Here is a 17,137-nt window from a genome sequence, read left to right as displayed (position 1 = left end):
ATGGGAGCGGGGGCTGGGACGTCGCCACTCATCGAACCGGCTAGGTCCCCATCCATCGTCAGTGAATGCGCTATAGCTGATACAGCACTCGATGAATCTTCTCGCGTCACAAATGAAAATAGGCGGCGATTAAAATCGCAAAAGTGAAATTTCTCATTATTTTTTCATTTATATGTAAAGAGTTTAGCTGCCGTCATTAACATCTTGAAATACAGAAGAAATAACGCCGATGCGCAGCCTGGCTCGATGGTGGCAGGCGGGCTAGCAGAGGGCGTGAGGGCAGAGGGCGTTAGGAGGAGCAGGGAAAGAATAGAGGGAGGCGCGATTTAATACAGTGTGCTGCAAGCCAATTGTGCAAGACCCCGATCAGATGTCTCTCAATAATTTGCGGTGGCCAGATCTTGAGCTCTTGTGCTGTTCAGCAGGCAGCCAATGTTTTGACTGGTCGAGATGGAGGTCAAGAGGAGGGATGTGAAGATGCATGAGGCAAGTGTATTGAGGGGTAGTCAGCAGGGCCAGTTAATGTTGACAGCAGGCTGGCCAATGTTGTAATGGAGCCTGTTTCTCGTTTCCCTACTGCTGCTTTCCACCTTTGCTGTCTCGTAAATGCTGTTGTGTGGAATCAAGGATGTGTCAAGTCGAAAATCAACATCGGCTGATAGTGTTGTCTCTCATCGAAGGGTTGAGACCTGATTGTACATGATACTGTCAAGATTGAGATTTCGATCCTGGCGTATATGGAGTCGTTTCTATTATGTGGCTTGGCTCTTGGTACATTGCCTTGAGTGCGACAAATGGCCAGTGAATACTGCTGAGTATGGCCTTGTTTGTCATGCTAAAGTATGAGCACTTCTCTGTTGGCGATTCGGAAATTCAATTCGGTGTGCCTATGCTGGCTGAGCCTTTTCCATTCATGAGGATTATCTTACACTGTCAAGATGACGATTTTTGGGGGGGGCTTGATCTGGATGCCTTTCTTCAGCGTACGGTTGAGATTAAGCCAAAATGCTGATGCGCTTGATTGTCGCACAGCCCCCCCCCTTGACGAGCATGGACCGCGAGGTTAGGAGCGATAAGATGAGTGATAACAAGACCCCCAAGAAACTACGCCCAGCATTGATTCGCTCTTTGGAACCCCGGTTCCTGTTTGATGGTGCCGCTGTCGGCACTGCCGCCGATACTGCGACGGATCAGGATTATTCCGTTAGTCATGGTGAGGCAGATCACTCTCAGCAAGACAGCATGACGGCTGAAGCTGTGGCAGCTCAGTCCCAGTCTCCGGCCACCAAGGCGTTGCAAGCCAGTCAGTCGGCGCGGCAGCAGGATGAAGCCACCAGTGATCGACAGTCTTCTGCCAGTGATACTGCTGATGACACTGAGAAGTCTGATACAGCATCACAAGCCTCTCGCGCTGTCATCTTCGTCGATAGCAATGTCACCAATTATGAGTCACTGGTTGATGAGTTGGATCCCGAGGCTGAGGTTATAGTCCTCAATGGAGAGGCTGACGGTGTCAAGCAGATGGCCAGCTACCTGGATGGTCAGCAGGATATTTCAGCCGTTCACATTCTGTCTCATGGGGAAGAAGGTGAGCTGAGCCTCGGTACCGCAACGCTCGACGCGGCAAGCATGGCTGGTGAATATAGCGATGAGTTGGCAACTATCGGCAGCGCCTTGACGCAAGAAGGGGACATCCTTCTCTATGCTTGTGACTTTAGCTCTGGTGGTTTGGGCTTAGAGGCAGCGACTCAGCTCGCCAATCTCACAGGGGCTGATATTGCTTCATCATCTGATGACACCGGAAGCCAGGCTCTGGGGGGGGACTGGGACCTGGAAAACCAGACGGGTGATATTGAAGCTGTTTCAATCGCTGCGACTGATTGGGGGGGGAAGCTGGCAGCTACAGTAGAACTGGACTTCTCGGCTACTCCGACCCTTGAAGAAGGTGTCGATAGACAAGCTGGTGCTGTGTATCGATTCAGTAACGTTGCAGATGGGCTTGATGCGATTGTAACGGTTGATGCAATCGCAAACAATGTTACTTTGGATGTACTCGATGAAAATAGAACGGGGCTTCCAACTGGGTTTATTAGTGCTATTAGCTCAAGTAATCCTGAAGGATTTGTAGATTATACAATTGATTTTGTTGATGCAGGTACCTCTAATTCACGATTTATTAGCTTCACTGCTACAGGCTTGGATTTAGATAACGTCGTAGAGTCGATGACGTACTATGAGGCAAATAATTATAAGATTGAGTCGGGGTCGGCCGTAAGTGTGACGGTTGATCCTGAAACAAGCTCTATAACCGCGGATGGTTCTGGAAATAATGTTCCAAATGGTCGAGATCAAACTAATAATATGATCTCGGTGGGGTACGAGAATGTATCATCGTTTTCATACCGAGCTGGAGTCGCTGGTCCTGGTCGTTATATTGGTGCGCTGTTCGAAGAAGTCGATACAGGTGTCCCAGGTGATATAAATTATACTGCCCCAGTAACAGTTGATCTCCCCGCAGCCCGTGATGATTTTACTTCTACTGAAGCCAATACCCCAGTCACCATTGATCCGTTGGCCAACGATGGACAGGGCGGTGGAAGTCTGACGATTTCGCAAATTAATGGTATAGCAATTGAGTCAGGTGGCGATAGTATCAGCGTGGAAGGCGGCAGTGTGGCCCTGTCAGCGGATGGCGAATTGATATTTACGCCTGATGCTGATTATGCCGGTACGTCAGATTTCCAATACACCGTAATTGACGTCAATGGTAATCAGTCTACTGGGCAGTCCAGTGTTGCTGTTATCACACCGTATGAAAGCCAGTTTTCTTCTGATGGTGATTTATTTGCCTTGGAGGCGGCCGGGGTCTTTGGTGCTCTGGATAACTATGATGACTTGACGTATACGGCCACAGGCCTGCCAGAAGGGCTCTCGATAAACGCCGAAACCGGGGAGATCACAGGAGAGCTCACTGCTGATAGTTCCGCAAATGGCCCATATTCCATTACTGTGGTGGGCACTGACTCACAGGGTAATCAGGTCTCGGATACTTTTGATCTGTCAGTCAATAATCCCGCGCCAGTGGCCGCTGCAGATACTGTGACTGTAGATGAGAAATCACCAGTATCAGGTAATGTACTAGTAAATGATAACGATGGTGGCAACGACACTGATAACCTGACTGTAAGTCAAGTAGGCGAAGACCCCGCCAATGTTGGTCAGCCGACAGCCGGTGATAACGGTGGCCTATTCACTATCAATTCGGATGGTAGCTATGACTTCGCTCCGGGGGAGGACTTTGATGACCTTGCGGTCAACGAAAATCGCACTACCACCATCAGTTACCAGGTTAGCGATGGACAGGGGGGCTTCGACACCGCCACGCTGAACGTTATCGTTAACGGTACGAACGACGCGCCGATTGTCAGTGCTCCGACAGATGATCTAACAGCTAATGATGCGGATGAAATTGATATCCCCGCGGGGGATGCTTTCAGCGATGTAGATGCCAGTGATGTGCTGTCCTTTACCGCTACGGGCTTACCGGCTGGCCTCAGCATCAACCAGACGACCGGTCGTATCTCGGGAACACTGGCATCGGATGCCTCTCAGTCTGGGCCCTTCAATATTATCGTCACAGCTGACGACGGTAATGGAGGTACTGTGACGGATACCATTCTGCTGGAAGTATCCAATATTCCTCCGGAGGCCAATCCCGATCAGAAAACGACAGGTGAGAATGCGCTCGCCGTTGGTAATGTGCTCCTGAATGATACCAGTGGTGATAATGATGCCTTGGTGGTGAGCCAGGTGAATGGCGAATCGGAAGGTGTCGGGCAGGCTATCGCTGGCACGCAGGGCGGGGAGTTCACTGTTTCTGAGGATGGTAGCTACGCCTTCATTCCAGGCGCGGACTTCGATGACCTCGCGGTCGGAGAAAGCCGTACTACCACCCTCAGCTATCAGGTCAGCGATGGTCAGGGCGGTGTCGATACCGCGACCCTGAGTGTCACCGTGACCGGTACCAATGACGTGCCGGTCGTCAGCACGCCGACGCCTGACGCGACTGCCGAAGATGGCGATGCGATCGATATCCCGGCGGGTGATGCCTTCAGTGATGTGGATGGCAGCGATGACCTGACCTTCACCGCCGCGGGTCTGCCGGACGGTGTCACCATCGATCCGGACACGGGCCGCATCACGGGTACCCTGACGCCGGATGCCTCCCAGAATGGGCCCTTCGAGATCACCGTTACCGCCGATGATGGCAATGGCGGCACGGTCACCGACACCTTCACGCTGACGCCGAGCAACACCGCACCGGTCGCGCAGGATGACGCCGTGACCGTCGCCGAGAAATCCCCGGCCTCCGGCAACGTGCTGGCCAACGATGCGGACGGTGGCAACGACACGGATGCCCTGGCGGTCAGCCAGGTCGGCGAGGATGCCGCCAATGTCGGTCAGCCGACTGCCGGTGACAACGGTGGCCAGTTCACCGTCAATGCCGACGGCAGCTATGACTTTGCGCCAGGCGCGGACTTCGATGACCTCGCGGTCGGAGAAATCCGTATTACCGCTATCAGCTATCAGGTCAGCGATGGTCAGGGCGGTGTGGATACCGCGACCCTGAGTGTCACCGTGACCGGTACCAATGACGTGCCGGTCGTCAGTACGCCGACGCCTGACGCGACTGCCGAAGATGGCGATGCGATCGATATCCCGGCGGGTGATGCCTTCAGTGATGTGGATGGCAGCGATGACCTGACCTTCACCGCCGCGGGTCTGCCGGACGGTGTCACCATCGATCCGGACACGGGCCGCATCACGGGTACCCTGACGCCGGATGCCTCCCAGAATGGGCCCTTCGAGATCACCGTTACCGCCGATGATGGCAATGGCGGCACGGTCACCGACACCTTCACGCTGACGCCGAGCAACACCGCACCGGTCGCGCAGGATGACGCCGTGACCGTCGCCGAGAAATCCCCGGCCTCCGGCAACGTGCTGGCCAACGATGCGGACGGTGGCAACGACACGGATGCCCTGGCGGTCAGCCAGGTCGGCGAGGATGCCGCCAATGTCGGTCAGCCGACTGCCGGTGACAACGGTGGCCAGTTCACCGTCAATGCCGACGGCAGCTATGACTTTGCGCCAGGCGCGGACTTCGATGACCTCGCGGTCGGAGAAATCCGTATTACCGCTATCAGCTATCAGGTCAGCGATGGTCAGGGCGGTGTGGATACCGCGACCCTGAGTGTCACCGTGACCGGTACCAATGACGTGCCGGTCGTCAGTACGCCGACGCCTGACGCGACTGCCGAAGATGGCGATGCGATCGATATCCCGGCGGGTGATGCCTTCAGTGATGTGGATGGCAGCGATGACCTGACCTTCACCGCCGCGGGTCTGCCGGACGGTGTCACCATCGATCCGGACACGGGCCGCATCACGGGTACCCTGACGCCGGATGCCTCCCAGAATGGGCCCTTCGAGATCACCGTTACCGCCGATGATGGCAATGGCGGCACGGTCACCGACACCTTCACGCTGACGCCGAGCAATACTGCGCCGGTCGCGCAGGATGATCAGAGGGAAACTGCCGAGAATGTCTTGGCAATTGGCAATGTTCTGGCCAATGACACCGACGGGGGCAACGACACGGATGCCCTGACCGTCAGCCAGGTCGATGGCAGTGCCACCGCTATTGATCAGCCTGTTACGGGAAGTAATGGTGGCCAATTCACGATAGGGGAGGATGGGGGGTATGCCTTCAATCCGGGGGCGGACTTCGACGACCTCGCGGTTGATGAGACCCGTACTACCACCATCAGCTACCAGGTCAGCGATGGTCAGGGCGGTGTCGATACCGCGACCCTGAGTGTCACCGTGACCGGCACCAATGATGTTCCGGTCGCTGTGGCAGATACCAATGTCACGACTGAGAACAGCTCTGTCAGTGGCGATGTCTTGCTCAACGACAGTGATATCGATGCCAGCGATACCCTGACTGTCAGTCAGGTCGGCGAGGATGCCGCCAATGTCGGTCAGCCGACTGCCGGTGACAACGGTGGTCAGTTCACCGTCAATGCCGACGGCAGCTATGACTTCGCGCCGGGCGCGGACTTCGATGACCTCGCGGTCGGAGAAAGCCGTATTACCGCTATCAGCTATCAGGTCAGCGATGGTCAGGGCGGTGTCGATACCGCGACCCTGAGTGTCACCGTGACCGGTACCAATGACGTGCCGGTCGTCAGCACGCCGACGCCTGACGCGACTGCCGAAGATGGCGATGCGATCGATATCCCGGCGGGTGATGCCTTCAGTGATGTGGATGGCAGCGATGACCTGACCTTCACCGCCGCGGGTCTGCCGGACGGTGTCACCATCGATCCGGACACGGGCCGCATCACGGGTACCCTGACGCCGGATGCCTCCCAGAATGGGCCCTTCGAGATCACCGTTACCGCTGATGATGGCAATGGCGGCACGGTCACCGACACCTTCACGCTGACGCCGAGCAACACCGCACCGGTTGCCCAGGATGACGCCGTGACCGTCGCCGAGAAGGCGCCGGCCTCCGGCAACGTGCTGGATAACGACGCGGACGGTGGCAACGACACGGATGCCCTGGCGGTCAGCCAGGTCGGCGAGGATGCCGCCAATGTCGGTCAGCCGACTGCCGGTGACAACGGTGGTCAGTTCACCGTCAATGCCGACGGTAGCTATGACTTCGCGCCGGGCGCGGACTTCGATGACCTCGCGGTCGGAGAAAGCCGTATTACCGCTATCAGCTATCAGGTCAGCGATGGTCAGGGCGGTGTCGATACCGCGACCCTGAGTGTCACCGTGACCGGTACCAATGACGTGCCGGTCGTCAGCACGCCGACGCCTGACGCGACTGCCGAAGATGGCGATGCGATCGATATCCCGGCGGGTGATGCCTTCAGTGATGTGGATGGTAGCGATGACCTGACCTTCACGGCCGCGGGTCTGCCGGACGGTGTCACCATCGATCCGGACACGGGCCGCATCACGGGTACCCTGACGCCGGATGCCTCCCAGAATGGGCCCTTCGAGATCACCGTTACCGCTGATGATGGCAATGGCGGCACGGTCACCGACACCTTCACGCTGACGCCGAGCAACACCGCACCGGTTGCCCAGGATGACGCCGTGACCGTCGCCGAGAAGGCGCCGGCCTCCGGCAACGTGCTGGATAACGACGCGGACGGTGGCAACGACACGGATGCCCTGGCGGTCAGCCAGGTCGGCGAGGATGCCGCCAATGTCGGTCAGCCGACTGCCGGTGACAACGGTGGTCAGTTCACCGTCAATGCCGACGGCAGCTATGACTTCGCGCCGGGCGCGGACTTCGATGACCTCGCGGTCGGAGAAAGCCGTATTACCGCTATCAGCTATCAGGTCAGCGATGGTCAGGGCGGTGTCGATACCGCGACCCTGAGTGTCACCGTGACCGGTACCAATGACGTGCCGGTCGTCAGCACGCCGACGCCTGACGCGACTGCCGAAGATGGCGATGCGATCGATATCCCGGCGGGTGATGCCTTCAGTGATGTGGATGGTAGCGATGACCTGACCTTCACGGCCGCGGGTCTGCCGGACGGTGTCACCATCGATCCGGACACGGGCCGCATCACGGGTACCCTGACGCCGGATGCCTCCCAGAATGGGCCCTTCGAGATCACCGTTACCGCTGATGATGGCAATGGCGGCACGGTCACCGACACCTTCACGCTGACGCCGAGCAACACCGCACCGGTTGCCCAGGATGACGCCGTGACCGTCGCCGAGAAGGCGCCGGCCTCCGGCAACGTGCTGGATAACGACGCGGACGGTGGCAACGACACGGATGCCCTGGCGGTCAGCCAGGTCGGCGAGGATGCCGCCAATGTCGGTCAGCCGACTGCCGGTGACAACGGTGGTCAGTTCACCGTCAATGCCGACGGTAGCTATGACTTCGCGCCGGGCGCGGACTTCGATGACCTCGCGGTCGGAGAAAGCCGTATTACCGCTATCAGCTATCAGGTCAGCGATGGTCAGGGCGGTGTCGATACCGCGACCCTGAGTGTCACCGTGTCCGGTACCAATGATGTTCCGGTCGCTGTGGCAGATACCAATGTCACAACTGAGAACAGCTCTGTCAGTGGCGATGTCTTGCTCAACGACAGTGATATCGATGCCAGCGATACCCTGACTGTCAGTCAGGTCGGCGAGGATGCCGCCAATGTCGGTCAGCCGACTGCCGGTGACAACGGTGGTCAGTTCACCGTCAATGCCGACGGCAGCTATGACTTCGCGCCGGGCGCGGACTTCGATGACCTCGCGGTCGGAGAAAGCCGTATTACCGCTATCAGCTATCAGGTCAGCGATGGTCAGGGCGGTGTCGATACCGCGACCCTGAGTGTCACCGTGACCGGTACCAATGACGTGCCGGTCGTCAGCACGCCGACGCCTGACGCGACTGCCGAAGATGGCGATGCGATCGATATCCCGGCGGGTGATGCCTTCAGTGATGTGGATGGTAGCGATGACCTGACCTTCACGGCCGCGGGTCTGCCGGACGGTGTCACCATCGATCCGGACACGGGCCGCATCACGGGTACCCTGACGCCGGATGCCTCCCAGAATGGGCCCTTCGAGATCACCGTTACCGCTGATGATGGCAATGGCGGCACGGTCACCGACACCTTCACGCTGACGCCGAGCAACACCGCACCGGTTGCCCAGGATGACGCCGTGACCGTCGCCGAGAAGGCGCCGGCCTCCGGCAACGTGCTGGATAACGACGCGGACGGTGGCAACGACACGGATGCCCTGGCGGTCAGCCAGGTCGGCGAGGATGCCGCCAATGTCGGTCAGCCGACTGCCGGTGACAACGGTGGTCAGTTCACCGTCAATGCCGACGGTAGCTATGACTTCGCGCCGGGCGCGGACTTCGATGACCTCGCGGTCGGAGAAAGCCGTATTACCGCTATCAGCTATCAGGTCAGCGATGGTCAGGGCGGTGTCGATACCGCGACCCTGAGTGTCACCGTGACCGGTACCAATGACGTGCCGGTCGTCAGCACGCCGACGCCTGACGCGACTGCCGAAGATGGCGATGCGATCGATATCCCGGCGGGTGATGCCTTCAGTGATGTGGATGGTAGCGATGACCTGACCTTCACGGCCGCGGGTCTGCCGGACGGTGTCACCATCGATCCGGACACGGGCCGCATCACGGGTACCCTGACGCCGGATGCCTCCCAGAATGGGCCCTTCGAGATCACCGTTACCGCTGATGATGGCAATGGCGGCACGGTCACCGACACCTTCACGCTGACGCCGAGCAACACCGCACCGGTTGCCCAGGATGACGCCGTGACCGTCGCCGAGAAGGCGCCGGCCTCCGGCAACGTGCTGGATAACGACGCGGACGGTGGCAACGACACGGATGCCCTGGCGGTCAGCCAGGTCGGCGAGGATGCCGCCAATGTCGGTCAGCCGACTGCCGGTGACAACGGTGGTCAGTTCACCGTCAATGCCGACGGTAGCTATGACTTCGCGCCGGGCGCGGACTTCGATGACCTCGCGGTCGGAGAAAGCCGTATTACCGCTATCAGCTATCAGGTCAGCGATGGTCAGGGCGGTGTCGATACCGCGACCCTGAGTGTCACCGTGACCGGTACCAATGACGTGCCGGTCGTCAGCACGCCGACGCCTGACGCGACTGCCGAAGATGGCGATGCGATCGATATCCCGGCGGGTGATGCCTTCAGTGATGTGGATGGTAGCGATGACCTGACCTTCACGGCCGCGGGTCTGCCGGACGGTGTCACCATCGATCCGGACACGGGCCGCATCACGGGTACCCTGACGCCGGATGCCTCCCAGAATGGGCCCTTCGAGATCACCGTTACCGCTGATGATGGCAATGGCGGCACGGTCACCGACACCTTCACGCTGACGCCGAGCAACACCGCACCGGTTGCCCAGGATGACGCCGTGACCGTCGCCGAGAAGGCGCCGGCCTCCGGCAACGTGCTGGATAACGACGCGGACGGTGGCAACGACACGGATGCCCTGGCGGTCAGCCAGGTCGGCGAGGATGCCGCCAATGTCGGTCAGCCGACTGCCGGTGACAACGGTGGTCAGTTCACCGTCAATGCCGACGGCAGCTATGACTTCGCGCCGGGCGCGGACTTCGATGACCTCGCGGTCGGAGAAAGCCGTATTACCGCTATCAGCTATCAGGTCAGCGATGGTCAGGGCGGTGTCGATACCGCGACCCTGAGTGTCACCGTGACCGGTACCAATGACGTGCCGGTCGTCAGCACGCCGACGCCTGACGCGACTGCCGAAGATGGCGATGCGATCGATATCCCGGCGGGTGATGCCTTCAGTGATGTGGATGGCAGCGATGACCTGACCTTCACCGCCGCGGGTCTGCCGGACGGTGTCACCATCGATCCGGACACGGGCCGCATCACGGGTACCCTGACGCCGGATGCCTCCCAGAATGGGCCCTTCGAGATCACCGTTACCGCTGATGATGGCAATGGCGGCACGGTCACCGACACCTTCACGCTGACGCCGAGCAACACCGCACCGGTTGCCCAGGATGACGCCGTGACCGTCGCCGAGAAGGCGCCGGCCTCCGGCAACGTGCTGGATAACGACGCGGACGGTGGCAACGACACGGATGCCCTGGCGGTCAGCCAGGTCGGCGAGGATGCCGCCAATGTCGGTCAGCCGACTGCCGGTGACAACGGTGGTCAGTTCACCGTCAATGCCGACGGTAGCTATGACTTCGCGCCGGGCGCGGACTTCGATGACCTCGCGGTCGGAGAAAGCCGTATTACCGCTATCAGCTATCAGGTCAGCGATGGTCAGGGCGGTGTCGATACCGCGACCCTGAGTGTCACCGTGACCGGTACCAATGACGTGCCGGTCGTCAGCACGCCGACGCCTGACGCGACTGCCGAAGATGGCGATGCGATCGATATCCCGGCGGGTGATGCCTTCAGTGATGTGGATGGTAGCGATGACCTGACCTTCACGGCCGCGGGTCTGCCGGACGGTGTCACCATCGATCCGGACACGGGCCGCATCACGGGTACCCTGACGCCGGATGCCTCCCAGAATGGGCCCTTCGAGATCACCGTTACCGCTGATGATGGCAATGGCGGCACGGTCACCGACACCTTCACGCTGACGCCGAGCAACACCGCACCGGTTGCCCAGGATGACGCCGTGACCGTCGCCGAGAAGGCGCCGGCCTCCGGCAACGTGCTGGATAACGACGCGGACGGTGGCAACGACACGGATGCCCTGGCGGTCAGCCAGGTCGGCGAGGATGCCGCCAATGTCGGTCAGCCGACTGCCGGTGACAACGGTGGTCAGTTCACCGTCAATGCCGACGGCAGCTATGACTTCGCGCCGGGCGCGGACTTCGATGACCTCGCGGTCGGAGAAAGCCGTATTACCGCTATCAGCTATCAGGTCAGCGATGGTCAGGGCGGTGTCGATACCGCGACCCTGAGTGTCACCGTGACCGGTACCAATGACGTGCCGGTCGTCAGCACGCCGACGCCTGACGCGACTGCCGAAGATGGCGATGCGATCGATATCCCGGCGGGTGATGCCTTCAGTGATGTGGATGGCAGCGATGACCTGACCTTCACGGCCGCGGGTCTGCCGGACGGTGTCACCATCGATCCGGACACGGGCCGCATCACGGGTACCCTGACGCCGGATGCCTCCCAGAATGGGCCCTTCGAGATCACCGTTACCGCTGATGATGGCAATGGCGGCACGGTCACCGACACCTTCACGCTGACGCCGAGCAACACCGCACCGGTTGCCCAGGATGACGCCGTGACCGTCGCCGAGAAGGCGCCGGCCTCCGGCAACGTGCTGGATAACGACGCGGACGGTGGCAACGACACGGATGCCCTGGCGGTCAGCCAGGTCGGCGAGGATGCCGCCAATGTCGGTCAGCCGACTGCCGGTGACAACGGTGGTCAGTTCACCGTCAATGCCGACGGTAGCTATGACTTCGCGCCGGGCGCGGACTTCGATGACCTCGCGGTCGGAGAAAGCCGTATTACCGCTATCAGCTATCAGGTCAGCGATGGTCAGGGCGGTGTCGATACCGCGACCCTGAGTGTCACCGTGACCGGTACCAATGACGTGCCGGTCGTCAGCACGCCGACGCCTGACGCGACTGCCGAAGATGGCGATGCGATCGATATCCCGGCGGGTGATGCCTTCAGTGATGTGGATGGTAGCGATGACCTGACCTTCACGGCCGCGGGTCTGCCGGACGGTGTCACCATCGATCCGGACACGGGCCGCATCACGGGTACCCTGACGCCGGATGCCTCCCAGAATGGGCCCTTCGAGATCACCGTTACCGCTGATGATGGCAATGGCGGCACGGTCACCGACACCTTCACGCTGACGCCGAGCAACACCGCACCGGTTGCCCAGGATGACGCCGTGACCGTCGCCGAGAAGGCGCCGGCCTCCGGCAACGTGCTGGATAACGACGCGGACGGTGGCAACGACACGGATGCCCTGGCGGTCAGCCAGGTCGGCGAGGATGCCGCCAATGTCGGTCAGCCGACTGCCGGTGACAACGGTGGTCAGTTCACCGTCAATGCCGACGGCAGCTATGACTTCGCGCCGGGCGCGGACTTCGATGACCTCGCGGTCGGAGAAAGCCGTATTACCGCTATCAGCTATCAGGTCAGCGATGGTCAGGGCGGTGTCGATACCGCGACCCTGAGTGTCACCGTGACCGGTACCAATGACGTGCCGGTCGTCAGCACGCCGACGCCTGACGCGACTGCCGAAGATGGCGATGCGATCGATATCCCGGCGGGTGATGCCTTCAGTGATGTGGATGGTAGCGATGACCTGACCTTCACGGCCGCGGGTCTGCCGGACGGTGTCACCATCGATCCGGACACGGGCCGCATCACGGGTACCCTGACGCCGGATGCCTCCCAGAATGGGCCCTTCGAGATCACCGTTACCGCTGATGATGGCAATGGCGGCACGGTCACCGACACCTTCACGCTGACGCCGAGCAACACCGCACCGGTTGCCCAGGATGACGCCGTGACCGTCGCCGAGAAGGCGCCGGCCTCCGGCAACGTGCTGGATAACGACGCGGACGGTGGCAACGACACGGATGCCCTGGCGGTCAGCCAGGTCGGCGAGGATGCCGCCAATGTCGGTCAGCCGACTGCCGGTGACAACGGTGGTCAGTTCACCGTCAATGCCGACGGTAGCTATGACTTCGCGCCGGGCGCGGACTTCGATGACCTCGCGGTCGGAGAAAGCCGTATTACCGCTATCAGCTATCAGGTCAGCGATGGTCAGGGCGGTGTCGATACCGCGACCCTGAGTGTCACCGTGACCGGTACCAATGACGTGCCGGTCGTCAGCACGCCGACGCCTGACGCGACTGCCGAAGATGGCGATGCGATCGATATCCCGGCGGGTGATGCCTTCAGTGATGTGGATGGTAGCGATGACCTGACCTTCACGGCCGCGGGTCTGCCGGACGGTGTCACCATCGATCCGGACACGGGCCGCATCACGGGTACCCTGACGCCGGATGCCTCCCAGAATGGGCCCTTCGAGATCACCGTTACCGCTGATGATGGCAATGGCGGCACGGTCACCGACACCTTCACGCTGACGCCGAGCAACACCGCACCGGTTGCCCAGGATGACGCCGTGACCGTCGCCGAGAAGGCGCCGGCCTCCGGCAACGTGCTGGATAACGACGCGGACGGTGGCAACGACACGGATGCCCTGGCGGTCAGCCAGGTCGGCGAGGATGCCGCCAATGTCGGTCAGCCGACTGCCGGTGACAACGGTGGTCAGTTCACCGTCAATGCCGACGGCAGCTATGACTTCGCGCCGGGCGCGGACTTCGATGACCTCGCGGTCGGAGAAAGCCGTATTACCGCTATCAGCTATCAGGTCAGCGATGGTCAGGGCGGTGTCGATACCGCGACCCTGAGTGTCACCGTGACCGGTACCAATGACGTGCCGGTCGTCAGCACGCCGACGCCTGACGCGACTGCCGAAGATGGCGATGCGATCGATATCCCGGCGGGTGATGCCTTCAGTGATGTGGATGGCAGCGATGACCTGACCTTCACCGCCGCGGGTCTGCCGGACGGTGTCACCATCGATCCGGACACGGGCCGCATCACGGGTACCCTGACGCCGGATGCCTCCCAGAATGGGCCCTTCGAGATCACCGTTACCGCTGATGATGGCAATGGCGGCACGGTCACCGACACCTTCACGCTGACGCCGAGCAACACCGCACCGGTTGCCCAGGATGACGCCGTGACCGTCGCCGAGAAGGCGCCGGCCTCCGGCAACGTGCTGGATAACGACGCGGACGGTGGCAACGACACGGATGCCCTGGCGGTCAGCCAGGTCGGCGAGGATGCCGCCAATGTCGGTCAGCCGACTGCCGGTGACAACGGTGGTCAGTTCACCGTCAATGCCGACGGTAGCTATGACTTCGCGCCGGGCGCGGACTTCGATGACCTCGCGGTCGGAGAAAGCCGTATTACCGCTATCAGCTATCAGGTCAGCGATGGTCAGGGCGGTGTCGATACCGCGACCCTGAGTGTCACCGTGACCGGTACCAATGACGTGCCGGTCGTCAGCACGCCGACGCCTGACGCGACTGCCGAAGATGGCGATGCGATCGATATCCCGGCGGGTGATGCCTTCAGTGATGTGGATGGTAGCGATGACCTGACCTTCACGGCCGCGGGTCTGCCGGACGGTGTCACCATCGATCCGGACACGGGCCGCATCACGGGTACCCTGACGCCGGATGCCTCCCAGAATGGGCCCTTCGAGATCACCGTTACCGCTGATGATGGCAATGGCGGCACGGTCACCGACACCTTCACGCTGACGCCGAGCAACACCGCACCGGTTGCCCAGGATGACGCCGTGACCGTCGCCGAGAAGGCGCCGGCCTCCGGCAACGTGCTGGATAACGACGCGGACGGTGGCAACGACACGGATGCCCTGGCGGTCAGCCAGGTCGGCGAGGATGCCGCCAATGTCGGTCAGCCGACTGCCGGTGACAACGGTGGTCAGTTCACCGTCAATGCCGACGGCAGCTATGACTTCGCGCCGGGCGCGGACTTCGATGACCTCGCGGTCGGAGAAAGCCGTATTACCGCTATCAGCTATCAGGTCAGCGATGGTCAGGGCGGTGTCGATACCGCGACCCTGAGTGTCACCGTGACCGGTACCAATGACGTGCCGGTCGTCAGCACGCCGACGCCTGACGCGACTGCCGAAGATGGCGATGCGATCGATATCCCGGCGGGTGATGCCTTCAGTGATGTGGATGGTAGCGATGACCTGACCTTCACGGCCGCGGGTCTGCCGGACGGTGTCACCATCGATCCGGACACGGGCCGCATCACGGGTACCCTGACGCCGGATGCCTCCCAGAATGGGCCCTTCGAGATCACCGTTACCGCTGATGATGGCAATGGCGGCACGGTCACCGACACCTTCACGCTGACGCCGAGCAACACCGCACCGGTTGCCCAGGATGACGCCGTGACCGTCGCCGAGAAGGCGCCGGCCTCCGGCAACGTGCTGGATAACGACGCGGACGGTGGCAACGACACGGATGCCCTGGCGGTCAGCCAGGTCGGCGAGGATGCCGCCAATGTCGGTCAGCCGACTGCCGGTGACAACGGTGGTCAGTTCACCGTCAATGCCGACGGTAGCTATGACTTCGCGCCGGGCGCGGACTTCGATGACCTCGCGGTCGGAGAAAGCCGTATTACCGCTATCAGCTATCAGGTCAGCGATGGTCAGGGCGGTGTCGATACCGCGACCCTGAGTGTCACCGTGACCGGTACTGATGATGCTCCTGTGGTTGTCTCGGAAATTCCGGATCGCATTGTGGGGAATGGCGGTGACATCTCGATCCCGGCAGGTGAGGCTTTTGCGGATACGGATGCTTCGGATGAGCTGACCTACTCGGCAACAGGCTTGCCTGAAGGCTTGGCCATAGACCCGTCAACCGGCCAGATTACCGGTCAGCTGGCCCTTGATGCTTCATTGAATGCGCCCTATGCCATCACTGTCACGGCTGATGACGGGAATGGTGGGGCTGTCAGTTACAGCTTTACATTGACCGTCCCGAATGAGCCGCTTGCATCACCGGGCACTACTCAAATATCAAGTAGCTTTGTACCTGATAATCGCGTAACGGACCCTTATGCCAATGAAGTGCTTGGCGCTGATGGAGTCGCTGCTGGCAGTGATGCGGGTCAAGAACAGGCAGGCGGCAGTGATATCGGAAATCTGGATAACTTCCTCCGGGCGGGAGCAGGTGTCGGCCTGACTGATATTGGCCAGTTCGGCTTGCCAGAAGGCATGACGGTTCGATATCAGGGAACCCAGACTGATGGGTCTCCGCTGCCGGGGACCTTGACGGTGGAAGGCTCCACTGGCCAGTTGTCCGGGAAGCTACCGCCGGGCATGGAGCGTGCGCGTATCACCGTGATCGGAATTGATGAGTACGGTAATACTAAAACTCGCGAAGTGCTTGTCGATGCAAATGGCAGGGTTCTCGAGGAGCGAGAAGACCAAGTGCTGTATCGCCGGCTTGAGATCAGTATGGGGGCTCAGGGTACGGTGGAGGTCGTGCACGAAGAAAATACCGGTAACGATATGCACATTGATCGTATGAGCATTTCCGGGACACGGCTCACCATTACCTTGAATGATCCACGTGCAGCAGAAGTGGCCCGTTATGAGGGCTCTCTCGGCAATGGCTCGGCTTTGCCTGACGGGGTAAGAATTGACCCGCAGACTGGGGATATCACGGGAGATGTGGCAGGGCAGGGTCACTCTTTGGATGTGCGAATCGTAGCGGTTTCGGGGGATGGAACCGTCCGTATATTGTCCTTGGATATCGCATTACCTGAAGGAATGGATACCGCGGATGCTCGCTGGCAGTCACTGGACCAGCAAGCGGAAGCTGCTTTGGCGGAAGCTGGGGATAATCACCAAGAAGAAAGTTTGGCCAATCGACTGGCCCGAATGCTTCAGCTGTCATGAA

The 17,137-nt window shown here is 60.4% G+C and carries 1 protein-coding gene; it reads left to right on the top strand.

Annotation, left to right across the window (positions count from 1 at the left end):
* Positions 1-1,005 precede the first annotated feature (1,005 nt).
* A complete protein-coding gene (locus tag H2O77_RS11235; protein ID WP_346428184.1) occupies positions 1,006-17,136 on the top strand; it encodes an Ig-like domain-containing protein in 16,131 nt (5,376 codons plus the stop codon).
* Position 17,137 lies beyond the last annotated feature (1 nt).

Origin of the sequence: Cobetia sp. 4B (genome assembly GCF_018831605.1) — a bacterium.
In the GTDB taxonomy this organism is placed as follows: Bacteria; Pseudomonadota; Gammaproteobacteria; order Pseudomonadales; family Halomonadaceae; genus Cobetia; species Cobetia amphilecti.
This window is presented reverse-complemented; position numbering and strand designations above follow the sequence as displayed.

Excerpts from the sequence above, each read along its gene's own strand:
- H2O77_RS11235 (WP_346428184.1), top strand. The coding sequence starts at position 1,006 with ATGCTGATGCGCTTGATTGTCGCACAGCCCCCCCCCTTGACGAGCATG.